Raw genomic sequence first — 23,467 nt, 5'->3', positions numbered from 1 at the left:
TTCGTATAATTCAGCCCATGGGTATCGTTAAAATTTCAGACCAAATGCATGAGAACCTGCGCATTGCCAGCAATGCGCTGTCTCGTTCCATCAATTCACAAGCCGAGCACTGGATGCGCGTGGGCATGCTCGCCGAGCTGCACCCCGAGCTCAGCCACAGCCAGATCTGCCAAATGCTGATCCGCGCCGAACAGTCCGGCGGGTTCGATCTGGCCGTGCTGGCCCAGGCCTTGCCGTCTGCCGATGGTGGCAGCAAGCCCAGCGTTCAGGTAAGGCGGGTGCAGTGATGGGAGCCAGGCCCCCCCAGGTGATCATCAAGACGCCCGCCGAGATTGCCCAGTCGCGCATTGCCGCCCAGTTGGCGGCCCGGGTGCTGCAGATGATAGGCCCGTACGTGCAGCCCGGTGTCTCCACCGAAGCGCTGGACGACCGCTGCCGCGAATTCATCGTGCACGAGCTGCAGGCCATACCGGCCAACATCGGCTACCACGGCTTCACCAAGACGGTGTGCACCTCCGTCAACCATGTCGTCTGCCATGGCGTGCCGGCGGCCGACAAGGTGCTCAAGAAGGGCGACATCATCAACATCGATGTCGCCGTCATCAAGGATGGCTGGTTCGGCGACACCAGCCGCATGTACTACGTGGGTGAGCCCAACCGCCTGGCGCGGCGCCTGGTGGAGACCACCTACGAAGCCATGTGCGCCGGCATCCGCCAGGTACGCCCTGGCGCCACGCTGGGCGACGTGGGCCATGCCATCCAGAGCGTGGCCGAGCGCGAACGCTTCAGCGTGGTGCGCGACTACTGCGGCCATGGCATCGGGCAGATCTACCATGAGGACCTGCAGGTGCTGCACTACGGCCAGCGTGGCCAGGGCATCGTGCTGGAAGAGGGCATGGTCTTCACCATCGAGCCCATGATCAACGTCGGCAAGCGCGACACCCGCGAGCTGCCCGACGGCTGGACCGTGGTCACACGCGACCACTCCCTCTCGGCCCAGTGGGAGCACATGGTGGCCGTGACGGCCGATGGTTTCGAGGTGCTGACGGCCTGGCCCGAAGGCACGGGGAGCTATCCGGCGATTGCCTGAAAAGGGCAACTGCCGGGCGGGCACGCTCAGAGCGACTGCGCCTGGCCGGCGATCAATTCCCGCAGCCACTGCTGCGCGGGATGCGCATCGCCGCGCCGATGCCAGACCAGGTGGAAGGCGATGGGCTGCAGCGCCACCGGCGGCGCAAATATCGCCAGTTGCTGGTGTCCGGCCGAGTGCAGCGCCACGCGTCTGAGCAGTGTGGCCGCCATGTCCGTGCGCGCCACCAGCGCTGGCACCGCAAACAGCTGCGGCAGGGTGACGGCGAGGTGGCGGCGCCTGCCGAGCTGCGCCAGCGCCTGGTCGACCAGGCCATGGCGGTCCCCCTCGGGTGACACCAGCACGTGGGACAACGCCAGGTAGGTCTCCAGGTCCATGCCATGGCACGCCTGCGGATGGCCGCGCCGCACGATGGTCACGAACTCGTCCTGCAGGATGGGGCGGGTGAGGATGCGCCCGTCATGCTGCGTCGGGGGCACGCCTACGGCCGCATCGATGCTGCCTGCATCGAGCAGGTCCACCGCGCTGTCGCGGCCGCGCACGGCATGCACGTTCAACGACGCACCGGGCGCCTGCAGGCGCAGGGCCTCTACCAGGGCTGGAAGCAACACCATGGCGGGGTAGTCGTACAGGCCCAGGTTGAAGGTGAAGGAGGCGGTGGCCGGGTCGAACTGCGGCCGGGGCACCACAGCCGCTTGGATCTGCCGCAGCGCCTGCGCAATAGGCTCGGCCAGGTCCCGGGCACGCTGGGTGGGCAGCAGGCCGTCGGCGCTGCGCAGGAACAGCGGATCGGCGAACAAGTTGCGCAGGCGCGAGAGGGCGGCGCTCATGGCCGGCTGGCTCACGCCCACGCGCACGGCGGCGCGGGTCACGTTGCGCTCGTCCATCAGCGCGTCAAACGCGGCCAGCAGGTTCAGGTCGACGCCATAAAAATTCATAAATCAGATATTTATTTATATCGTCCATTTGTTGGACGGATTTTAGGGGCGTCCACAGAATCGCGTTATCCCTTGTGCAACCCCTTTTTCAAAGGACGACCGATGACCGAAACCCTCCCCCATGCCGAGCAGCTGCGCCAGGAGCGCCTTGCCGTGGAGACGCTGTACCGTGCCTTCAGCGACAAGAACCCCGATCTCGTGGACCAGGCCGTGACGCCGGACTGGGACGACATTCCCCTGGCCCCCGGCCAGGGCCCCGGACCCGGCGGGCTCAAGCCAGTCATCGCGGGCTTCATCGAAGCCCTGCCGGACGTGCAGATCACCATCCATGATCTGCTGCAGCTCCCGGGCCGTGTGGCTGTGCGGGCCGAGATCACGGGCACGCACCGCGGTGCGCTGTTCGGCATTGCGGCCACGGGCAAGCGGCTGACCATTCCCATTCATGAATTCCATGAGCTGCGCGATAGCCGCATCAGCCGCACCTGGCATCTGGAAGACTGGTTCGGGGCTTTCTTGCAGATGGGCAGCTTTCCGCCGCCGTCCGAAGGGGCCCAGCCCTCCGTCAAGGAGGCCGCATGAAAGCCCTGCGCATCCACGGCTTCGGCGGGCAGGACCAGGCCGTGCTGGAAGAGGCCGCGCTACGTTCACCGGTCGACGCCCAGGTCGCCGTGCGGGTTGAGGCCGCCAGCATCAACCCGCTGGACCTCAAGATCCTGGCCGGCCATATGCAATCCGTGTTTCCGGTGGCGCTGCCTTACACCCTGGGCACCGATTTCGCGGGCGTGGTGGAGGCAGTCGGCCCGCTGGCCAGCAGGTTCCGCCTCGGGGACCGGGTGGTGGGCCGACTGGACCCCACTAAGGGTGGCGCCCTGGCGCAGGCCGCGCTGGTGCCGGAGCAGGCGCTCTGCCTGCTGCCCGCCAGCATGGCCTGGGAGCAGGCGGCAGCCTTGCCCACCGCGGCGGGCACCGCGTGGCTGGCGCTGTTTGGCGTGGGCCGGCTGCAGGCCGGGCAGCGCGTGCTGGTGCATGCCGCAGCAGGGGGTGTGGGCAGCTTCGCCGTGCAACTGGCGCGGCAGGCAAGGGCCTATGTGGTCGCCACGGCATCGGCCCGCAACCAGGAGCTGGTGTCCGGGCTGGGCGCGCATGAGGTGATTGACTACCAGGCGGGCGACTTCGCTGCGCAGGCGCATGGGCTGGACCTGGTAATCGACACAGTAGGCGGCCTTGCCACCGAGCGCTCCTGGCCTCTCATCCGCCCTGGAGGTGCCCTGGTGTCGCTGGTGGACCATGCCATCGCAGATCAGGGTGCGGTGCGCGGTGCGTTCGCCTTCTTCAAGCACGATGCATCGGTGCTGGACCGCATCGTCGAGCGCTTTGGCGCTGGACGGTTGCAGGTGGTGCTGGACACGGTCCATTCCCTGGATGGCGCGCATGCCGCCATCGACAAAGTGGCGACCGGTCACGCACGAGGCAAGGTGATCGTGCGGACGTCCCATTGAAGGACGAGGCAAGGGCAGGGCATTGCCGCGCCCTTGTCTACCGCTTGCCCTGCATCGCCTCGAACTGCTCCACCGGCATGGGCCGCGCAAACGCAAACCCCTGCAGCACATCGCACCCGGCGCCCACCAGGTAGTCGATCTGCGCCTGGGTCTCCACGCCTTCGGCCGTGACGGCCAGGCCCAGGCCGTGCGAGAGCGCGATGATGGCCTTGACGATCATCCGGCTGTGCTCCTGCTCGGGCAGGTCGCGGATGAAGCTGCGGTCGATCTTGAGCCGCTTCATCGGCAGGCGCCGCAGGTAGGCGAGCGAAGAGTAGCCGGTTCCGAAATCGTCGATGGCCAGGTGCACGCCCAACTGGCTCAGGCGGTGCAGCGTGCTGGCACAGGCGTCCATGTTCTCCATGAGCACGGTCTCGGTCAGCTCGATCTCCAGCAGGTGGGCCGGCAGGCCTTCCTCGCGCAGGATGTCCATCACGCGCTCCAGGAACTGCGGGTCGTTAAGCTGCCGCGCCGAGACGTTGACCGCCACGCGCAAGGGGTCCTGGCTCTGTGCCTGCCATCGCGCAGCGTCCCGGCATGCCGTGTGCACCACCCAGTAGCCCAGGCGCACGATCAGGCCGCATTCCTCCGCTACCATCACCGCCTCCAGCGGCGGGATGTTTCCCAGCTTGTCATGCGACCAGCGCAAGAGCGCCTCGGCACCGATCATCTTCTGGTCCCCGGCCGAAAACACCGGCTGGTAGTGCAGGGCCAGGCCTTGCCCGTCCTCCAGCACCTGGCGCAGCGCTTTCTCGATGGCATGCCGGCGCACGGCAGCGAGGTTCATGGACGCGTCGAAGCGCTCGCAGCGGTTCTTGCCGAGGTCCTTGGCGCGGTACATTGCCGTATCGGCGCTGCTGATGAGGCTGTCCCGGTCCGGCGCGTCTCCCGGGTAGGTGGCGATGCCTGCGCTGCAGGTCACCATCACCTCCTGGTCCGACTCGACAAAGCCTTTCTCGAACACGGCGACGATCCTGCCCGCGTAGCTGCCAAGGGCTGCCTCGTCCATGTCCAGCCGCAGGATGACCGAGAATTCGTCGCCCCCCATGCGGCAGATGTCATCCCCCGCCCGCACCACCGACTGCAGGCGCTGCGCCACCTGGCGCAGCAGGCCATCTCCGGCGGCATGGCCGAAGGTGTCGTTCAAGGCCTTGAAATTGTCCAGGTCGATGTAGACCAGCGCCAGCTTGCTCCCCAGGGTCGACGCCCGGGCGATTTCATGCGCCAGCCGTTCGTTGAAGAAGTGCCGGTTGCCGACCCCCGTGACCGCATCCTGGTGGGCCAGCACCTGCAGGCGGTTTTCCGCCTCGCCGACCGCCGCGCGGCTGCGCAGTACCAGCGCGGTGGCCAGCGCCATGGTGCCCCCGGCGATCAGCAGTGCGCCGCCGAAGCGGATGACCAGGTGGGTGTAGACCTCGGCCATCGACTTGCGCAGGTAGATGCTGCCCGAGCTTTTGCCCCTGAACTTCACCGGTTTGGCCATCTCCAGCAGGTACAGGCTCTGGTACTCGAAGTCCCCGTTGCCGCCACCCGGCAGCGTGCCGGGCGCCACCTGGTCGCCATCGCGCTGGTACGAGGCGAGGAGGACGCCCTGCGCATCGTAGATGCCGGCCATCAGCACCATGGGCGAGGCCCTGAGTGCGCCCAGCATCTCTTCGGTGGTGTGTGCATCGCGGAACATCACGGCCGTGGAGACGTTGTCGGCCACGATGGCCGCTTCCACCCGGCTGTCTGCGAGCATGGCCTTGCGGCTGCTCCAGTAGTCGAAGGCCGTGAGGGCCAGGACCATGGTCAAGAGGGCCAGTCCGGTGGCCAGCAGCCCGGTCGCCACCACGCGCGACGACAGCTGCTCCGAGTTGGTGGTGGCCGGGCTGTCGAAATTCATCGGGCCCCCCTGGACAGGCGCAGCAGGCGTGAGCTGACCGAGAGGCCCGCCCTGCCGATCGCATCGGCATTGATGTCGAAAACGATGCGATCGCCCTCCCGGTGCAGGGTGATCATGATCTCCGCCGGGGCGGTGGCCGGTTCGTCGGCGATGGTCAGCACCGCGGTTTTGCCCGGCCCGGCGCGCAAGGCACGCAGGGCGCGGTCCGTGTCCGCGCCATGGAGGACCAGCACACGGCAGTCGTCGAGCTCGTTGGCCTCCCAGAGCCGGATGCGGATGGGGTTGTCCTTGCGCGCGGGCCGCCCCTCCAGCGCCAGCAGGGTGCGCTTCAGGGGGCTGAAGGGGGACACGCAGATGGTCCAGTCGCTGCCGGCGCGGCCATCCCCCTGGGGCCATTCGATGAACTGGATGAAGTTGAAGACATAGGCCGCCTTCATCTCGTTTTCGCCGACCTTCTCCTGTGCACGGCCCCAGGGGCAGCACGCAAGCACGCACAGGCCCGCCAAAAGGGCTTTGTGCAGGCGGTACACGTGCAGCATGGCCTAGAACGCGTAGGTGAGCTTGAGGCGCCAGGTTCTGCCGTCCTGCGCCATCGAGTCCCCGCGGATCTCAAACGACGCCGGGTCGGCAAACCGCTTGTCGAACAGGTTGTATACCCCGAGGGCGATGTCGGTGCCCGCCAGCCGCGTGGTGTAGGTCAGGTTGGCCACCGCGTGGGCGGGCAGGCGCGATGCCAGCGTGCTGCGCGCGCCGATGGCGATGGCTTCCACCCCGTAGCGCCCTCGGGCCCAGGGGGCAGCGTCGGCGCCGCCGATGGCGCTGGACCAGTGCGCCTTCAGCAGGTGCCGGGGCGAATTGGCCAGTGTTTCGCGGGTGACGGCATCGCGCGCCCGCTGCCAGCTGTAGGCCACGCGAAACCGGGCATCGGGCCCCAGGCGCCTCTCGATTTCTGCCTCCATCCCGTACACGCCGGCACTGTGGGCGTCGCTGAACATGAGCCGGTCGGCCTGCAGCGCATCGCCGATGGCCAGCAGGTGCGACACGCGCGACTTGAACACCGTGACCAGCGCCCGCGTGGCACCCGAAGGGGCGTGCTCCAGCACCAGCTCCGTGGTGCGCACGCGCTCCGAGCGCAGGCTGGCCGTGCCCACCACCCCGCCAGGGGTTTCCACGCGGTAGTCGCGCTCATAGGCATTGGGGGGCCGGTAGGCCGTGCCATACAGCAGTTTGAGGGCCGTGGCGGGCCCCACCAGGTACACCAGGCCCAGGCGCGGGTGCAGGCTGCCCTTGCTGTCCGAATGCTTGCCCCAGCGCAGCCCGGCATGCAGCACCAGGTCGGGGCGCAGCGCGAATTCGTCCTGCAGGTAGATGCCCATGACATCGCCGCTGCTGCTCTTGTCCAGGTACTGCGTTTCGGGCGCCAGGTCCATGTTGCGCTGGGTGATGTCCAGGTCGCGCCGGTAGTCCACGCCCCAGGAGATCTTGTGCCGCTGCAGCGCCGTGCTGACCCATTGCAGTTCCGAGCCCACCCACCGGCCACGGCCAAGGTCGCGGTTGGCGGTGACGGGCGGGTAGTCGTAGACATAGTCGCCCACATACCGGTACTGCCCGCCATGGATGCGCGCCGTGAAATGCAGGGCCGGGCTCCACAGGTCTGCGTACTCCGCAGAGACGCGCGTGCTGGAGTCGGCCACGCGCGAGCGCGGGTCATTGAACACCTGCGAGAAGGCGGCCGTGGGCAGGCCCTTCACGCGTTCGCCATGCGACAGTGAGAGTGTCAGGCCCCCGCGCCGCACCTTGGCAAACAGGGTGGTGCTGCGGTCGTAGTCCAGCCCTTGCGCGATCCCGTGGTTCTGCTGGGGCGTATCGTAGGTGGGGTAGTAGAGGTCATCGCCCCGGGTGGTGGAGCGCGATGCGGACAGCAGCCAGTCGCCACCGTGTTCGTCCACCGTGCCCAGCGTCCAGCGCAGCTTGGCGTGGCCGTGGCTGCCCAGCTCGGTGCTGACCTGCGCGCCCTTGAACTGCCGGCCCTCGCGCGTGATGATGTTGAGCACGCCGAAAAAGGCATTCGCGCCATACACGGCTGCACTCGGGCCGGGCACGAACTCGACGCGTTCGATCAGGTCGACGTCGATGGGGAAATCCGTGCCCACCGGCGCCTGGTCGTACAGGTTGTCATTGAACCGGACCCCGTCGACCAGCAGCAGCACCCGGGTGTTGTAGTCCCCGGGCGTGGAAAAGCCGCGCATGCCCAGGTAGTGGTAGGACCGGTCGTAGGAAACATACAGCCCGCGCATGCTGGCCAAAATCTCGGCCAGGTTGCGGTACCCGAAGGTGCGAATGTCCTCGGCAGTCACCACGCTGACCGCAGCAGGGGCCTCCAGCGCGCTCTGCAGGTAGCGGCTCGCGGTGCGTACCTCCATCTGCATCAATTGCTCCAGCGGCAACTGGGCGACATCGGCCTGGGCGTGGGCCCTGGGCACCAGGCAAGCGGCCATGCAGATCCCGAGGGCAAGGCGGCTGCTTCCTGCGTGGGGGGCTGTGTTGGTCATGGCATCCCTATCGAGTGGCATGTCGTGCAACTGCCACCCAGGCGCATCAGATGGCGGTAACAACTGCTTGCATGCTACTCCTCTGGTGGTCGCTGAGGCCCGTGTTTACCTTAGTTCAAGATCACCGGACCCGTGAACTCTTTCAATGAAAATATACGCAATGCGTTTGTTTGAAAACTCATTGCGTATAATTCATGGTCATGAACAGCCAACAAGACTTCCTGCGCGACGCCATGCGCCGCCTCAACCTGACGCGCGACGCGTTTTCCGACCGGCTGGGCGTGCGCCGCCGGGCGCTCGACACCTGGCTGCTGCCGGCCGACTCGGGCGAGGCGCGCAGCATGCCGGAGATGGTGGAAAAGTTCGTCTCCGAAATCCTCGCGCACGAGGCGCGAGACACCGGGGCCGGGCCGGGCAGGGCGCCCGCAGCCAAGCCGCTGGCCCAGCGCATCGCGGCCGAAGGCCGGCCGCACCTGCTCTCGGTGGCCCAGTTCGACCGCGGCAGCCTCGAAGAGCTGTTCCAGGTCGCCGACCTGATGCAGCCCATCGCCCGGCGCCAGAAGGTCTCACGTGTGCTTGAAGGGGCCGTGCTGGGCAGCCTGTTCTTCGAGGCCAGCACGCGCACCCGGGTGAGCTTTGGCGCGGCGTTCTGCCGCCTGGGCGGCACGGTGTGCGACACCACGGGCTTCACCTTCTCGTCCATGGCCAAGGGCGAGTCGATCTACGACACCAGCCGGGTCATGGCCGGCTATGTGGATGCGCTGGTGGTGCGCCACCCCGAGCAGGGGGCCGTGGCCGAGTTCGCGCGCGCCACCAACATCCCCGTGATCAACGCGGGCGACGGGCCGGGCGAGCACCCGAGCCAGGCCATCCTGGACCTGTACACCATCCAGCGCGAGTTCTCGCGCCTGGGCAAGCTGGTCGACGGCACGCACGTGGCCCTGGTGGGCGACCTCAAGTACGGCCGCACGGTGCACTCGCTGATCCGCCTGCTGGCGCTGTACAAGGGCCTCAAGTTCAGCCTGGTGGCCCCGCCCTCGCTGGAGATGCCGGCCTACCTGCTGGAGCTGGTGGCGCGCAACGGCCATGTGATCGAGCAGACGGCCTCGCTGGAGGAGGGGCTGCGCGGTGCCGACGTGGTCTATGCCACGCGCATCCAGAAGGAGCGCTTCGTGGGCGAAGCCATCGAGGGCTACACGCCCGAGTTCCAGGTGCGCAAGGCGTTGGTGGACGCGCTGTGCAAGCCCGACACCATCCTCATGCACCCGCTGCCGCGCGATGGCCGCCCCGGTGCCAACGACCTCTCCACCGACCTCAACCACGACCCGCGCCTGGCCATCTTCCGCCAGACGGACAACGGCATCCCCATCCGCATGGCCTTGTTCGCGGTGCTGATGGGGGTGGAGAACCAGGTGGCGCGCAGCATGCGCGATGCCGGCTGGCGCTCGCCATCCCACGTGGGGCCTGATGACGCCGTGTTCGACGGCCTGGATTGAGCTGCGCAGCCCTTTGTACCAGGCGCACAGGCCATAAACTCTGTCTTCCAATTCTCGCCTGCAATTCCTTCTGGCCTCCGCGCCCGCTGCCCCGTGAATTCCCCCGTCTTTGCCTCCCTGATCCCCGTCGTCCTGTTCATCGCCATCGGTTTCCTGTCGGGCCAGCAGGGCTGGATAAGGGCGGGGTCGGTCAAGGACCTCTCTAACCTGGTGTTCATGGTGCTCACCCCAGCGCTGCTATTCAGAACCATGAGTTCGGTGCACCTGGGCGATGTGGACTTTGCGCCCATCGCTGCCTACTTCGCGGCGGCGGGCCTGGTGTTCGGCGGCACCATGGCGCTGCTGGGCTTCACCAGCCTGGCAGCGGCCCGGGCGCTGGCCAACATGTTCAGCAACACGGTGATGATCGGCGTGCCGCTGGTGGGCCTGGTGTTCGGCGAGGCCGGCCTTGTCACTCTGTTCACCCTGATCTCGCTGCACGCGCTGATCCTGCTGACCGCCGCCACCGTGGTGTTCGAGCTGGCCGCGGCGCGCGAGCGCGCGGGCACCCCAGGGCATGAAGGCCGCTCCATGCTGCGCACGGTGCTGATGGCGGTGCGCAACGGCATCATCCACCCCATCCCCATGCCCATCATCGTGGGTCTGCTGTATGCGCAGACGGGGCTGCCGATACCGTTGGTGATCGACAAGCCGCTGGAGCTGCTGGGCCAGGCGCTGGGGCCGCTGGCGCTGCTGCTGGTGGGCGTGACGCTGGCTTTCACCAAGGTGGGCACGCATTTCCGCGCGGCCATGCGCATCGCACTGGTCAAGTGCCTGGTGCACCCGGTGGCCATGGCGGCGGTGGGCTGGGCCGTGGGCCTGTCGGGCATGCCGCTGGCGGTGATGGTGGTCGCCGCCTCGCTGCCGGTGGGCGCCAATGTGTTCCTGTTCTCGCAGCGCTACGAGGTGGCGCAGGACGAGGTGACGGCCAGCGTGGCCGTGTCGACCACACTGGCACTGATCACCATGCCGTTGGTGATCATTTTGGTAACCCGTTTTCTGGTTTAGGGCGCCAGCCGTTCGCGCACCCAGTCGGCACCGTCAAGCCGGTAGCGCAGCCGGTCGTGCAGGCGGCTCTTGCGGCCCTGCCAGAACTCCCACTGCTCGGGCTTGAGGCGGTAGCCGCCCCAGTGCGGCGGGCGCGGGGGCTTGAGCAGGAACTGCGCGCCATACTTGGCGGCGTTGGCCACCAGCACGCTGCGGCCCGGGATCACCTGGCTTTGCGGGCTGGCCCAGGCACCGATGCGCGAGTCGAGCGGGCGGCTGGCAAAGTAGGCGTCGCTTTCCTCGTCGCTGACCTTTTCCACCACGCCCTCGATGCGCACCACGCGCTCGAGCTCTACCCAGTGAAACTGCAGCGCCGCAAACGGGTTGCCCGCGATCTGGCGGCCCTTGCGGCTGTCGTAGTTGGTGAACCAGACGATGCCGCGCTCGTCGAATCCCTTGATGAGCACGATGCGCGTGCTGGGCCTGAGGTCGCCTCCCACGGTGGCCAGGGTCATGGCATTGGGCTCGGGCACCTGGGCGGAAATGGCTTCCTGGAGCCATTGATCAAACTGCTGCAGCGGTGCAGCATGCGAGGCGTCTTCGTTGAGTTCGGCGCGCTCGTAGCTCTTGCGCAGATCGGCGATGGAGGTGGTCATGGCACACGATTGTGCACCCGGTGGAGCACCGCAAAGGGCAGGCCGCGCGGGCGCTGTTGTTGCCGAATAAAAATTCGCTTATATTGGCGAGGCGATGAAACCCAAAGACGACGAAAAGCAGCGCGCCATTGCGCAGGCCACCTTCGACCTGGTGGGCCAGACGGGCCTGAGCGGGCTCACCATGGCCCAGATCGCGCGCGCTGCGGGCATTGCCACGAGCACGCTGTACGTCTACTACCCGTCCAAGGACGAGCTCATCAGCCAGCTCTACCAGGACGCCAAGACCGTCACCGCCGCGCGCATCATGGAGGGCGTGGTGCCCGGCCTGCCGTACCGCGCCCGGGTGCGCCGCATCTGGGGCAACCTGCTGCGCCACCGGCTGGACCAGCATGCCGAGGTGGTGTTCCAGGAGCAGTACTACAACTCGCCCTGGTTCACCGAGGGCAACCGCGAGTTCTCCACCCGCCTCATGGCCGGCTTTTTCGCGCTGATGCAGGAGGGCCAGCAGCAGGAGATCCTCAAGGCCGTGCCGGTGCCGCTGCTCACGGCGAGCCTGATCGGCTCGGTGCGCGAAACCGCCGGCCTGATACGCACCGGTGTCCTGCCCGACGACGAGGCCCTGCACCAGACCGCCTTCAGCCTGTGCTGGGATGCGCTCAAAGCATAAGCCGCCGATTTGCGCTTTAATCGAATAAATATTCTCTTAAAAATGCCGCGATTTCACCTGCACCTGTTGCGCCCCGACCGACGGCGATGGCGCCGCTGACCTGTCGGCCTAACATATCACCGCTTTACCGTTCTACCTGCTTTCCCTCAAAAATATCCCCCACGGAGAACCCACGATGCCCACCCTCAACATCAATGGCAAAGAAACGGCTGTGGATGCCGATGAATCCACCCCCATCCTCTGGGCCCTGCGCGACACGCTGGGCATGACCGGCACCAAGTTCGGCTGCGGCGCTGCGCTGTGCGGCGCCTGCACCGTGCACCTGAACGGGGCGCCAATCCGATCCTGCATCACGCCCATCTCGGCGGCGGCGGGCCAGAAGATCACCACCATCGAGGCCATCGCGTCCAGCGACAAGGTGGGCAAGGCCGTGCATGCCGCCTGGGTCAAGCACGACGTGGCGCAATGCGGCTACTGCCAGAGCGGCCAGATCATGAGCGCCACGGCCCTGCTCAAGGGCAAGAAGAAGCCGAGCGACGCCGACATCGACACCGCCATGGCCGGCAACGTCTGCCGCTGTGGTACCTACGTGCGCATCCGCGCGGCCATCCACGATGCCGCCCGCACCTTGGCCTGAAGGAGAACCACACCATGCATTTCGACCCCGTGGCCGTTCAGGCCCACATGCCCAAGCACCTTCTGGCCCTGATGGAGAAGGCGCAGAGCGCCGATGAATCCACCGGCCCCGGTTTTTCAGAGGGCCTGGCGCGCCGCACCTTCCTCAAGGTGACGGCGGCCTCCGGCTTTGCGCTGGGCGCATTCCCCCTGGCGGCGGTTGCGCAGGGCGCCGCCGCGCCGGCCGCCGGCCTCAAGCCCTTCGAGCAGCCCTCAGCCTTTGTGCGCATCGAGCCCGATGGCACGGTCACCGTCACCATCAACCGCCTGGACTTCGGCCAGGGCGTACAGACCGGCCTGCCCATGATCCTGGCCGAGGAGCTCGACGCCGACTGGTCCAAGGTGCGCAGCACGCACGGCGATGCCAACCCGGCCTATGCGGACCCGGCCTACGGCATGCACCTCACGGGCGGCTCCAACTCCATCAAGAACTCCTACACCCAGTACCGCGAACTCGGTGCCCGCACCCGCGCCATGCTGGTGTCGGCTGCTGCAGCGCAGTGGGGTGTTGACGCCTCGACCCTGCGCACGCAGAACGGCTTTGTCGTGGGGCCGGGTGGCAAGAAGCTCGGCTATGGCGAGCTGGCCGAAGCCGCCATGAAGCTGCCCGTGCCCGAGAAGGTCACCCTGAAGGACCCCAGGCAGTTCCGCCTGATTGGCCAACCCACGGGGCGGCTCGACGCCAAGGCCAAGTCCAGCGGGCTGCAGGACTACGGCATCGATGTGCGCCTGCCCGGCATGCTGACCGCCGTGGTGGCGCGCCCGCCGGTGTTTGCGGCCAAGCTCAAGTCGCTGGACGACTCGGCCGCCAAGGCCGTCAAGGGGGTGAAGGCCGTGCTGCGCGTGCCTACTGACCGGGGCGGCGAAGGTGTGGCGGTGATCGCCGATGGCTACTGGGCGGCCAAGCAGGGCCGCGATGCGCTCAAGGTGGAATGGGACACCAGCGCCGTGGAAAAGCCCGACACCACCGCGCTGCTGGCCAGCTACCGCGAGCTTGCGGCCAAGCCCGGCCTGGTCGCCATGCAGGCCGACACGGCCCCGCTGGCCGGCGCGGCACACAAGATCAGCGCCGAGTACGTTTTCCCCTACCTGGCGCATGCGCCCATGGAGCCGCTGAACTGCACCGTGCTGCTCAATGGCGACAAGGCCGAGCTGTGGATGGGTACGCAGATGCCGGGCACGGATGCGCTGGCGGCTGCCAAGGTGCTGGGCCTGCAGCCGCAGAACATCAAGGTCCATACGCAGATGGCCGGGGGCGGCTTTGGCCGCCGCGCCATTCCCACCAGCGATTACGTAGTGGAGGCCTGCGGCGTGGCCAAGGCCGCGCTGGGCGCGGGCCTCACGGCGCCGGTGCGCACGCTCTGGAGCCGCGAGGACGACATCAAGGGCGGCTACTACCGCCCCATGCACGTGCACCGCGCGGAGATCGGTTTCGACGCCCAAGGCAATATCCTCGCCTGGGACCATGTCATCGTGGGCCAGTCCATCCTCAAGGGCTCGCCGTTCGAGGCCTTCATGGTCAAGAACGGCATCGACGCCACCGCCATCGAAGGCATGAAGGAGCCCTATGATGTGCCCATGAAGCTTTCGGTGCACCACCCGCAGGTCAACGTGCCGGTACTCTGGTGGCGCAGCGTGGGCTCTACCCACACCGCCTATGCCATGGAAACGCTGATCGACGAGGTCGCCCGCACCACCAAGCAGGACCCCGTGGCCTACCGCATGCGCCTGATGGGCGACAAGCACCCGCGCCACAAGGCGGCGCTGCAACTGGCCGTGGCCCAGTCGGGCTATGGCAAGAAGAAGCTGCCCGCAGGCCGCGCCTGGGGTGTGGCGGTGCACGAGTCGTTCGAATCCGTGGTGGCCTATGTGGTCGAGGCCTCGGTGAAGGACGGCACGCCCAAGCTGCACCGCATCACCGCCGGGGTGCACTGCAACCTGGTGGTCAACCCCAAGAGCGTGGAGGCCCAGGTGCAGGGCGGGGCGCTGATGGGCCTGTCGATGTGCCTGCCCGGTGGCGCCATCACCCTCAAGGACGGTGTCGTGGAGCAGAGCAATTTCGGCGACTTCGCGGTGCCGCGAATCACCGACATGCCCCAGGTGGCCGTGCACATCGTGCCCAGTGCCGACCCACCCAAGGGCATGGGCGAGCCCGGCCTGCCCCCTCTGGCACCGGCGTTTGCCAACGCCATTGCCCAGATCACCGGCAAGACGCCGCGCGAGCTGCCCTTCAAGCTGGCGTGATGGTTGTTGTTCCGGACCCGCTGCCGTCCCCCGTGGTGCTGGTCCTGGCCTCGGGCCGGGGCGAGCGCTTTGCCGCATCGGGTGGGTCCGTGCACAAGCTGAGCGCATTGCTGCGTGGCGTGCCCGTGTTGGAGCACACGCTGGCCGCCGTGCGCGAGAGCGGCTTGCCCTGGCACCTGGAAGACGCCGGCCACCCGGGCATGGGGGATTCGATTGCGGCGGCGGTGCGGGCCACGGCCACTGCACCTGGCTGGCTGGTGCTGCCGGCGGATCTGCCCCTGGTGCGGCCAGAAACCCTGCGCGGCATGGTGGGCGCGCTGTACGGGTGTGCGGTGGCCGTGCCGGTGCACCGTGGCGAGCGCGGCCACCCGGTGGCGTTTTCAGCCCTGTGCCTGCCTGGCCTGCTGGCCCTGGCGGGAGAGCAGGGCGCCGCCGGCGTGGTGCGCGAGCAGGCGCAGCAGGGCAGGTTGCGCCTGGTGGAGGTGCATGATGAAGGCACGGTGACCGATGTGGACACCGTGCAGGACCTCGCCCGGGCCGAGCAGATCCTGGCCGGAAGGCTTACTTCGCCGTGATCACGGCGCAGGCCAGGCGCGGGCCGGCATTGCCGGTGGGCTGGGTGGTGTAGTCGTCGGGATCGCGGTGCACGATCAGGCCCTTGCCGACGATGTCGTTGGCAGTGCTGCCTACGCGGATGGAGCGCGACTCGAAGCTGATCTTGGCCACGCCACCGGCGTCGGCCTTCAGGCTGGGCAGGTCGCCCGTGTGGTGCTCGGCGCCGCCGTGGCTGCCGTGCGGCTTGCCACCGGGGTTGAAGTGGCCGCCGGCGCTCATGCCGTCGCCGCTGGAGCAGTCGCCTTTTTCATGGATATGGAAGCCATGCTCGGCATTCGGCTTGAGGCCACGCACCTCGCCCATTACCTTGACCGTCTCTCCCGTCTGGGTAAACGTCACCGTGCCGGTGGTGGTATTGCCGCGCGTGGCTTCAAGCTTGCCGGTGGCGCTGGGGCCCGAGGACGAAAAGGCGGCGCAACCAGCCAGGGATGCGACAGCGAGGGCAAGCGATGCAATGCGAAAACTGTTCATGGCAATGGACTCCAGAAGACAGGAAAAAAGGACGCACCGCCTTGGGGCGTTGAGCGTGATGAAGGCAGCGAACGATTCGCACCTTCCAAGTGCGCCACTATGCCTGCTTTTTATCGGTAAGCGAAAGTAATCTTCCCAAAGAGCGGTCGTGGATGCCCATGCGGCGCAGCTCATCGTAGGTGGCCTGGGCGTAGTCGCGCGTGGTGCCGAACTTGCCACAGGCCTGCTCGAAAATCCGGCAGTACTCCTGGTCGGGCAGCTCGCCGGTGTGGTTGGGGCTTTTGCGCGACAGGGTGAAGGCCAGCGCCTGCACGCTGCCATGGGGCGTGTGGCAGGTAAGCCAGCGCGGGTCGTACACGCCGGTCATCATCTCGCGCTGCCACAGGTTGATCAGCACCTGGCGCGCATGCGCCTTGTCCACGCGGAACACCATACCCCGGCAACTGCCACCCGAGAGCATGCCGAACACCAAGCCCGGGCACTCGGGCGTGCCGCGGTTGATGCGGCTCCACATCTTCAATGCGCGGTGCCAGCCATGCACGCGCGCAGCACGGCGCTCGGAAAAGTCGAAATCGGGGCGCCAGATCAGGGAGCCGTAGCCGAACACCCACAGGTCCCTGAGGCCACCCCACTCGTGCAGGGCCCGCTCCAGCATGGGAGCGGGATCGCGCAGCGGTGCGGGAAGACTCGTCATGGCATCACTCTACAATGAAGAAGGTGCCGGAGCCTGGCACCCGAAACATCCATCACGCATATAGATAGATATACATACAGGGAGACCCCATGTCCGGTAGTTCTGACAACGACAGCCAAGAACGTTTTGCCCTCGGTTTTTTGTTCATCCTGATCGCTCTGGTCATCTCCACCGCGGTCGGCACCGTGGTGGTCAAGCGCCTGGACGCCGCGTCTGCCAGCAAGGCAGCGCCTGCGCCCACCACCGCCCTTGCAAACAACGCGCCAGCCGCCCCGGCCGCTGACATGGCTGCCCCTGCTACGGCTGCTGCAGCAGACGCCGCCAGCGTGCGCGTGGACAACGGCGTCGTGAAGTTCTACTTCGCCAGCGCCAAGGCCGAACTGGCCGCAGGCGCCAACGAAGCCCTGGCTGACGTGGTGAAAGGCGTGGCCGAAGGCAAGAAGGCTGTGGTTTCTGGCTTCCACGACGCCACGGGCGACGCCGCCGCCAATGCCGAGTTGGCCAAGCAGCGCGCCTACGCGGTGCGCGACGCGCTCAAGGGCCTGGGCGTGGCCGAAGACAAGATCGAGCTGAAGAAGCCTGAGGAAACTACTGCGGGTGGCAGCAATGCGGAGGCGCGGCGGGTGGAAGTGGTGCTGGCTGCGATCTGATCACTCGGACAAGTCCTGTGTTCCGGCGCGAGGCTCCATGTCTGCGTGCCACACGCCATCGGCGATGATGTTGCGCTATGCCAGCCCGGGCTGGAACGCTCAGGTGCTTGAAAAGACCAGCTCCTCAGACCCGCCGGTAGCGGCATGCCAAAAAACGCTCAGGCGCAGCGGGCCCTTGCGGTTGCCCGCCTTGTAACTCTGCGGACTGGTTTGCATCTGGCGGAACAATTCCTTGAGGTAGTCCATGTGCAAATGCCCGCCGTCGATGGGCTGTGGCGTGATCAGTTCGATTTCCAAGGTTCCATTGAAGCTCTTGTCCTGGGTGAAGCCGCTGTTCATGAGACCCGGGGCCACCTTGTTCACCAGGCTCGCCAGGTGGTGGGCGGCGTGCCGGGTGGCCACCTCTGCATCAACGGAGCCGATCTTCAAGCGGTATCCGTGGGAACCATCGACTGCCATGGTCTGGCTGATGTTCAAGGTCTGCAAACTCTCTTCCGCGAAAATCTCTTGGCCGAAAGATGTACCGGCGGGTATGGACAACAGTGCCCCACATCCCCATTGGTGGTAATCGTCGGGACTCAAGAAAACCAGGCTTCGGCCGCCTACCACCTGGAGGTGTACAGGGTTGCCCAGCCAGAATTTCCATTGGGAGGGCAGGCTTACCGAGCTGACCACGGTGCCATCGGGCAGATAGCTGTTGAGAAAATTGGCGCCGCAAGACGCTGCATACAGCGCTTGGTCGTTGTGCCAGAACAGCAGTGTGCCCTTGAACTTGTCTGGGTCGAAAACGGCAATTTTCTCTGCAATTGACAGATCATCCGAAGCGGCTTTGAAAATGCCTGATTTGTCTGCGAAGAAAACCCCATCGAGGGTTTGAACAATGGAAACGATATATCCGCTGGGTCGCTCTACACGAGGCCCCAGCTCGCCCCGGCTCAGAGAAAAAGGCACGAGGAATGCTGTGCCATTTTCACCGCCCACGCTGAGATGGATGGTTTCGCCGATTTTGAACAAGCTGAGCGCATTTTTCGGACGGTTGCCGTCGCTGACAGCATTGCACTCGCATACTTTAATGCCTTGGTGGTCGTATACCGACCATCCATGTCGGCCTTCTTCAAAGAAGAAACCGCCAGCGTGATTCAAACTCCGCACTCTGGCATTGTTGAATTCCAGGTAACGCTTTTCCAGGTAGTTGTACGCGATGAATTTGCCTGTTTCGTTCTCTTCGAGAAGAAGCCATCCCTCCGCGAAGCTGATCAGAGAGCAGTCGGTGAAATGGTTCGCTTCATGGTTGTGCGAGACCTCGAAATTGAATCCGATACCGTCCTTGCCGTTGTGAGCCTGTTTCAAAACGGCGCCGTCGGCAGCTACCCAAGGGTCTACCACTCTGTCGGTAGAGTGGCCGATGCTCAGGGCGCCGTTCTCTACCTTGTTGACCAACCCGGATCGAAAATAGAGCGCCTTGTTACTGGAAAAGACGCCGTTTGCGAAATTGAGGGTTGGGTAGATCATGGTTTAACTTTGAAATGGGTTCGGTGGCTGTGCTGTCTACGTAACCCGGTGCGTAGCGTTCTTCACCCCAGTGTGGTCGCAGGCCTGTGAGATTTCGCGCGGGGTAAGAAGGTGCTGTCCACCAGCAGCCTAGCCCCATGGTATGCAAAGCATAGGTTCACGGCTGGACAAATTGTCCAGTGGCCGGTGCATATGCCTATATGTAACAAAATCGCATACAGATTTTCGCCGTGGGCGAGTGCCGCATCGACTTTGCCGAATCGTGCCGCGTAGAGGTTGGACCTGCGTTCCGGCGTGCAGAGGCATGAACGCAAATGCCCGGCATCGCCGGGCAACTTTCGTGGGGGGCAGGCACTCAGCGCAATCCCGTGCCACCCGTATCGTTCTTGCGCTCAATCAGCTCAATCTTGTACCCATCAGGATCCGTCACAAACGCGATCACCGTGCTACCGCCTTTGACCGGCCCCGCCTCGCGCGTCACATTGCCGCCCGCCGCCTTGATCTTGTCGCAGGCCGCATACGCATCCGGCACGCCCAGCGCGATATGGCCATAGGCCGTACCGAGGTCGTAGCTCTCGGTGCCCCAGTTGTAGGTCAGCTCGATCTCGGCCTGGCCGGGGTTGCCGCCGTCGAAGCCGAGGAAGGCCAGCGAGTACTTGTACTCGGGGTTTTCGGACTGGCGCAGCAGCTGCATGCCCAGCACCTGGGTGTAGAAATCAATCGAGCGTTGAAGGTTGCCAACGCGGAGCATCGTGTGAAGTAGAGACGGCATTTCGTTAGTTAAAAAGTCGTTGACTGGCTTGGGTTTGCAATCCTAGTCCAATCGAGACAGGTGCAGTAGATGGACTGCTGCATGCCAAGCTTCTTGCGACAGAAAAATCCCGCTGATCAAGTTCGTTGGCAGTGTCCGCGTCCAGCAGACGCGCTTCCGCTGAACTTGTTCAACAGGCTGCGTGTTCCCGTGGATTTGAACAGCTAGTCCTGTGTCCTGAGCAGGCAGTACAGTCGCTATGGTCACTCTCAAGAATTGCAGACGAAAGGCTGATCGGTTTGCTGGTATCTCACAAGTGATTGAACCGAAAAGCTGCTGGATCTATGTGAAAAACTCCCCGCGGCCCATCGATTGTCGAAAAGTCACTGTTCGTAGCGCTTCAGTCGAAGCCATCCATCGCGCGGACTCCAGAGCAGATCGCGCGAAATGTGCGTACTCCGCGCCTGCACATGGCCATGCATGGTTTGTTTTGCTGCCCTGCAGTTCCTGGGGCTTGTCCACGCCTTGGTAGCCCGCATCACCCCACACGTGCTTTTCCTTGTCGTGCAAGAGCCCTCCCGCCTGCGTCACGTCGTTGGCGTTGGCGGCTTTGCCCATGACGGTGTGCACCAAGCCTGAACTTGCGTTGACACCAATGTGCGCCTTCATGCAGAGGTGCCACTGGTCGCCTTTCTTGGTCTGAAGCATTTCGGAGTGCTGCTCACTATCTTTGTTCTTGGTCGAGCTGGCGCTGAAATGATGGTGGCATCGCGATGGTGCCAGGCCTTGCTGGGCCAAGCCCGTGTTGATGGCTGCCAGCATCTGGGGTGCCAACTGGTGCCTCTCCAGCAAGTGGCGAAAGCGCAAGATGGTGGCCTCGTCAGGCATGTGTGCTGCGCCGTCCACGCCCGCAAAGCGGCGATGCAAAGGCCGCTCGTGCAGTTCTTCTTCCATGGCCGGATCGATCAGGTTCCACCACCGCTACAGGTAGTGGATGCGCAGCATGGTCTCGATGGGGAACGGTGGGCGACCGCCGAGCGCTTGGTGCCCGCCAAGGCAAACGGGGCAATGAGGGCCACCGATGGTGCCCAGGGCACGACCTGGTTCATCTCGTCGAGGAAGACTCATTGCAGGTCTTCTTGGGCAACGGCTCCAAGCCCTGGGTGAATTGATCCATGTGTGTCAAATTTCAATTTTTTGAATTGAGTTTTTGACTAACTTGGGAGCGAGAAATATTAAAAATTTGTGTGCAGATAATTTTGATCGAGGCGAGATCCGAGGATCTTGCGACATCAAAAAAAACGCGCTGCTGACGCGTTTATCTTCAAAAATGTAGAAAAACGATGATTACAAGAGTTGAAATTTTTCGGACGCCCTCCTCGAAAATGTGACTTGACCAACCTCTTCTGAATTGGTTACATTCGGAGTGAATTGCCAATAATTAGGCGTCTAGGGAGTGAAGTCCTCTGGGCCAAAGCATTATTTTAAGAATGGCCCTACAGGGGGCGTCACGCCCAATTTCAACTTGATCAGAACCTGCGCGAATGGAATGTCGTCCCATGCACTCGAGTGGCCCGTGCCTTCAGGACAGGCTGTGGGCAGACTTTGGCCCTTTGATGGACCAAAAAAGTCTCTGCAGGGTCCTGCATTTCAAATCGGTCAACGCGCTGTACATAGCGCACAGCCAAGGACGCCTGCCTTTTGCTGTGTTCAACCTCGGCGGGAGGCGAGGATTCTTCGCAAAGACGCTGGAGGTCGCTCACTGGCTGGAGGAGGCGTCCACAAACCCAAAGGTAGACCAGTCCTGCCACCAGGGGGAGTAGCAACCAAGTTCTCGGCGCTTTCAGTGCCTCACGACACTGAATCCACTCGACTCACCGCTCCGCATTGTTTGGGAGCTTTCAAGGAACTGCCTGTGACCTAAAACCGAAAAGTTCGACCATCCAGAAGCGCAAAAGCCCAAGGCGCGAACCTTGGGCTTTTGCCCGGTAAACAAGACACCGGATCCATTGGTAGTGGAATCCATAGTGTCTATCGGAAATGTCAGTCTGTCAATAGTGGACTGATGCTGGATGAACTCGCCCATACGAGGCGCCCTGTTCATTACATAGACTATGAGCCTGCTTGTCCCCGTGCAGCGTGCAATTTCACGCCTGCACTTCCGTGACTCCAATCAATCACACCGAACTCTTCCAGTATCACTGGAAATTTTTCCTGGAACAGTGTCATCGCTGTGCGACCAACTTGACCCACTTAGCAAAAATTGGGATGAGTTAAAAAGCCTGGACGAAGTCGACTGGGATAGGGTGCTTGACACGAACATTCGATCAGTCGCTCAAAGCAAGCCAAGGCCTGACCGGGCTTACACACAGGCCGAACTTCAGCTCCACGACGCCAGGCTAGAAGAGTTGTGGCGGGAGTGGCTTGGTAGCCAAGATACCGTCATGCGAGAGGTGTCTCGCCCTGCCGAGCCCGCTGTCATCAAGCGGACACAAGACAACCGCAGCTCAACCGACTTATCGCTTCTGCCGGGCCCGCTATTGATGTCGTGACACCGTCTCGCCGTTCATTCGGCCGGTGGACGGCGAGCCGCTTCCGTTGACCAACTGGTCTAAGCACAGAGAGCCGAGCTCGCTGGTATTGATGATGCATCACTATGAGCCGCGTTCCGATTGACCAATTGGCTAAATGCAGTGCGATGTCTGCGTGACTAGTCGATAACCTGTAAGAACTTGATTTTTTGCCTCATTTTGGTTGCTTTTTGGTCAGGCTTCAAATTAACGTTCGAATTGTTAACGACCTTTCACGCCGTTCTATCGGAGAATTTATGCGATATATAACCGCAACTGAAGATTTTATCTATGCTAATCTTCCAAAATCCGGATTTCCACTGATTTTAAACTCCGAGATGGAGCCTGTCGAGCCATTTCATAGCTATTTAATTTGGCGCCTTCTTGGGAAGGGGAATGATCTGAATGTAAAAACATGGGAGGCATACGGCAGGGCAATATGGGATTTTGCAAAATTCCTTGATGAGAATGAGTTGAAGTGGAATCAAAATTTCGAATCGCCGGGAACGGGTGTAGTGGTAATTTACAGAAATTGGCAGATTTCGCAACTTCGGCTCGATGCGGCAACCATCAACTCGCGACTTAAGCAGGTTGTAGATTTTTATGAATGGGCGCAGGATCATGGAATGATCGTGGATCTCCCATTTTCATACAGATTTGTCACTCGTCGCGGTGTTCAATCTGATTTAGCACATTTGACACATGGGCAGCAAGATGTTGAGAAAGCCGATGTTCTTGTGGGAGAGTGGGATAAGGATCCAGTTTTTTTAACCGCTGACCAACTGGCAATTGGCCGCGAGGAAATTCGATCAACCTCCCAAAGATTGCTTTGGGATCTGATGGCGAGGGTCGGATTAAGATCGGTGGAGGCTCGAACTTTTCCACTCAAATATGTGTTTAATCCTGCTGCAAGAAGGGATCTAAATCCTCGTTCTATGATTTTGATTGAGCTGAACCCAAATGATATGGAGACGAAGTTTGGCAAATCCCGCCAAGTGGCCGTTCCATATAGTTTGATGGAGGATATGTGGTCATACGCCCAGTTCGAACGAAATATGTTTGTGGGTGCAGAGGCTCGGGCAGAGTTAGTGCTGACAGTCAATGGCAAGAAATTCACCAATTCATCCACGGGAAAGATATTTTCGCAATTGAGCAGGAAGATCGGGTTTAAGGCAAGTCCGCTAATGCTTAGGCACAGCTATGCAATCTATACGCTGCTGGTTCTCCGTGCCCATCCTGAATTGAAGTTGGAACCGCTGTTGTATGTTAGGGATCGTTTAGGTCACGAAGATGTTGCGACGACGATGATATATCTCAGCCAGATAGGCCGGCTGGCAGGAGACGAAGCAGAAAAGCTGATGGATGAGTACGATGCAATATATGGAATTTCAAGAAGTATTGCATTGGAATCTTCCTCGTCATAGATTTACGCTGATT

21 protein-coding genes and 1 pseudogene are annotated in these 23,467 nt (G+C 63.4%); 12 read left to right on the top strand and 10 right to left on the bottom strand.

The features are described 5' to 3' along the window. The first annotated feature begins 17 nt into the window (after window positions 1-17). Window positions 18-287 (top strand): ParD-like family protein, encoded by a 270-nt coding sequence (locus ACSQ3Y_RS18980; protein ID WP_057203009.1) that lies wholly within the window; start codon window positions 18-20, stop codon window positions 285-287. After that, window positions 287-1,090, top strand: a complete 804-nt coding sequence (map, locus tag ACSQ3Y_RS18975; protein ID WP_057267571.1) for a type I methionyl aminopeptidase — start codon at window positions 287-289, stop codon at window positions 1,088-1,090. Before ACSQ3Y_RS18980 ends, map begins: the two co-directional genes overlap by 1 nt. A 26-nt stretch (window positions 1,091-1,116) precedes the next feature. Here the strand turns inward: map and ACSQ3Y_RS18970 are convergent, their stop codons facing one another. Continuing rightward, window positions 1,117-2,028, bottom strand: coding sequence for a LysR family transcriptional regulator (locus ACSQ3Y_RS18970; protein WP_436178475.1), 912 nt, complete (start codon window positions 2,026-2,028; stop codon window positions 1,117-1,119). Between the two features lie 102 nt (window positions 2,029-2,130). Between ACSQ3Y_RS18970 and ACSQ3Y_RS18965 the strand changes: the two genes are divergently transcribed. Together ACSQ3Y_RS18965 and ACSQ3Y_RS18960 are read left to right on the top strand one after the other, a co-directional pair. After that, window positions 2,131-2,607 carry an ester cyclase gene (locus ACSQ3Y_RS18965; RefSeq protein WP_436178474.1) on the top strand — a complete coding sequence of 159 codons (477 nt, stop codon included), beginning with the start codon at window positions 2,131-2,133 and terminating at the stop codon, window positions 2,605-2,607. Then, window positions 2,604-3,527, top strand: coding sequence for an NADP-dependent oxidoreductase (locus tag ACSQ3Y_RS18960; RefSeq protein ID WP_436178473.1), 924 nt, complete (start codon window positions 2,604-2,606; stop codon window positions 3,525-3,527). Before ACSQ3Y_RS18965 ends, ACSQ3Y_RS18960 begins: the two co-directional genes overlap by 4 nt. A 37-nt stretch (window positions 3,528-3,564) precedes the next feature. Here the strand turns inward: ACSQ3Y_RS18960 and ACSQ3Y_RS18955 are convergent, their stop codons facing one another. Genes ACSQ3Y_RS18955 through ACSQ3Y_RS18945 form a run of 3 tightly spaced genes read right to left on the bottom strand, consistent with a single transcriptional unit; the run spans window position 3,565 to window position 8,003 of the window. Then, on the bottom strand, window positions 3,565-5,451 hold the full coding sequence (locus ACSQ3Y_RS18955; RefSeq protein ID WP_436178472.1) for a putative bifunctional diguanylate cyclase/phosphodiesterase: 1,887 nt from the start codon (window positions 5,449-5,451) through the stop codon (window positions 3,565-3,567). Continuing rightward, complete coding sequence (locus ACSQ3Y_RS18950; RefSeq protein WP_436178471.1) at window positions 5,448-5,990, bottom strand: YfiR family protein; 543 nt, start codon at window positions 5,988-5,990, stop codon at window positions 5,448-5,450. The genes ACSQ3Y_RS18955 and ACSQ3Y_RS18950 overlap by 4 nt, the downstream gene beginning before the upstream one ends. 3 nt (window positions 5,991-5,993) lie before the next feature. Then, window positions 5,994-8,003 (bottom strand): TonB-dependent receptor plug domain-containing protein, encoded by a 2,010-nt coding sequence (locus ACSQ3Y_RS18945; protein ID WP_436178470.1) that lies wholly within the window; start codon window positions 8,001-8,003, stop codon window positions 5,994-5,996. 200 nt (window positions 8,004-8,203) lie between these two features. On the opposite strand from ACSQ3Y_RS18945, the gene ACSQ3Y_RS18940 reads away from it, so the two are divergent. Beyond that, a complete protein-coding gene (locus tag ACSQ3Y_RS18940; protein ID WP_057267849.1) occupies window positions 8,204-9,499 on the top strand; it encodes an aspartate carbamoyltransferase in 1,296 nt (431 codons plus the stop codon). A gap of 93 nt (window positions 9,500-9,592) precedes the next feature. After that, window positions 9,593-10,546: an AEC family transporter gene (locus tag ACSQ3Y_RS18935; protein ID WP_428000673.1), complete on the top strand. Its 954-nt coding sequence runs from the start codon at window positions 9,593-9,595 to the stop codon at window positions 10,544-10,546. Here the strand turns inward: ACSQ3Y_RS18935 and pdxH are convergent. After that, entirely contained in the window at window positions 10,543-11,181 is a 639-nt protein-coding gene (pdxH, locus tag ACSQ3Y_RS18930) for a pyridoxamine 5'-phosphate oxidase (protein WP_428000674.1), read from the bottom strand. The two genes, ACSQ3Y_RS18935 and pdxH, sit on opposite strands and share 4 nt — an antisense overlap. Before the next feature lie 94 nt (window positions 11,182-11,275). Between pdxH and ACSQ3Y_RS18925 the strand changes: the two genes are divergently transcribed. The 4 genes from ACSQ3Y_RS18925 to ACSQ3Y_RS18910 all read left to right on the top strand — a co-directional run bounded on the left by ACSQ3Y_RS18925 (window position 11,276) and on the right by ACSQ3Y_RS18910 (window position 15,342). Then, a complete protein-coding gene (locus ACSQ3Y_RS18925; RefSeq protein ID WP_057267564.1) occupies window positions 11,276-11,848 on the top strand; it encodes a TetR/AcrR family transcriptional regulator in 573 nt (190 codons plus the stop codon). 175 nt (window positions 11,849-12,023) lie between these two features. Further along, a complete protein-coding gene (locus ACSQ3Y_RS18920; RefSeq protein WP_057203001.1) occupies window positions 12,024-12,485 on the top strand; it encodes a (2Fe-2S)-binding protein in 462 nt (153 codons plus the stop codon). Between the two features lie 14 nt (window positions 12,486-12,499). Then, the gene (locus ACSQ3Y_RS18915; RefSeq protein ID WP_436178469.1) at window positions 12,500-14,767 is read left to right on the top strand and encodes a molybdopterin cofactor-binding domain-containing protein; all 2,268 of its coding nucleotides are present in this window, start codon (window positions 12,500-12,502) and stop codon (window positions 14,765-14,767) included. Continuing rightward, entirely contained in the window at window positions 14,767-15,342 is a 576-nt protein-coding gene (locus ACSQ3Y_RS18910) for a nucleotidyltransferase family protein (RefSeq protein ID WP_057202999.1), read from the top strand. Before ACSQ3Y_RS18915 ends, ACSQ3Y_RS18910 begins: the two co-directional genes overlap by 1 nt. Here ACSQ3Y_RS18910 and ACSQ3Y_RS18905 read toward each other — a convergent pair. Both ACSQ3Y_RS18905 and ACSQ3Y_RS18900 read right to left on the bottom strand, forming a co-directional pair. Then, window positions 15,329-15,853 carry a superoxide dismutase family protein gene (locus ACSQ3Y_RS18905; protein ID WP_436178468.1) on the bottom strand — a complete coding sequence of 175 codons (525 nt, stop codon included), beginning with the start codon at window positions 15,851-15,853 and terminating at the stop codon, window positions 15,329-15,331. The two genes, ACSQ3Y_RS18910 and ACSQ3Y_RS18905, sit on opposite strands and share 14 nt — an antisense overlap. 97 nt (window positions 15,854-15,950) lie before the next feature. Further along, complete coding sequence (locus ACSQ3Y_RS18900; RefSeq protein WP_428000677.1) at window positions 15,951-16,547, bottom strand: gamma-glutamylcyclotransferase; 597 nt, start codon at window positions 16,545-16,547, stop codon at window positions 15,951-15,953. A gap of 89 nt (window positions 16,548-16,636) precedes the next feature. Here ACSQ3Y_RS18900 and ACSQ3Y_RS18895 point away from each other — a divergent pair, with 89 nt between their 5' ends. Continuing rightward, a complete protein-coding gene (locus tag ACSQ3Y_RS18895; RefSeq protein WP_436178467.1) occupies window positions 16,637-17,197 on the top strand; it encodes an OmpA family protein in 561 nt (186 codons plus the stop codon). 99 nt (window positions 17,198-17,296) lie between these two features. On the opposite strand, the gene ACSQ3Y_RS18890 is transcribed toward ACSQ3Y_RS18895, so the two are convergent. The 3 genes and pseudogenes from ACSQ3Y_RS18890 to ACSQ3Y_RS18880 all read right to left on the bottom strand — a co-directional run. Then, the gene (locus ACSQ3Y_RS18890) at window positions 17,297-18,709 is read right to left on the bottom strand and encodes a hypothetical protein (protein WP_436178466.1); all 1,413 of its coding nucleotides are present in this window, start codon (window positions 18,707-18,709) and stop codon (window positions 17,297-17,299) included. 355 nt (window positions 18,710-19,064) lie between these two features. Then, on the bottom strand, window positions 19,065-19,481 hold the full coding sequence (gene gloA, locus ACSQ3Y_RS18885) for a lactoylglutathione lyase (RefSeq protein ID WP_179680305.1): 417 nt from the start codon (window positions 19,479-19,481) through the stop codon (window positions 19,065-19,067). A 468-nt stretch (window positions 19,482-19,949) separates the two neighbouring features. After that, window positions 19,950-20,584, bottom strand: a pseudogene (locus ACSQ3Y_RS18880) (IS5 family transposase); the annotation flags it as partial. A 1,703-nt stretch (window positions 20,585-22,287) separates the two neighbouring features. Here ACSQ3Y_RS18880 and ACSQ3Y_RS18875 point away from each other — a divergent pair. Then, window positions 22,288-23,454, top strand: a complete 1,167-nt coding sequence (locus tag ACSQ3Y_RS18875) for a tyrosine-type recombinase/integrase (RefSeq protein ID WP_436178465.1) — start codon at window positions 22,288-22,290, stop codon at window positions 23,452-23,454. Window positions 23,455-23,467 lie beyond the last annotated feature (13 nt).

Origin of the sequence: Acidovorax sp. LjRoot66 (genome assembly GCF_964253305.1) — a bacterium.
Lineage (GTDB): Bacteria > Pseudomonadota > Gammaproteobacteria > Burkholderiales > Burkholderiaceae_C > Acidovorax.
Note: the sequence above shows the minus strand (reverse complement) of the source record. Positions and strands in the feature narration are given on the sequence as shown.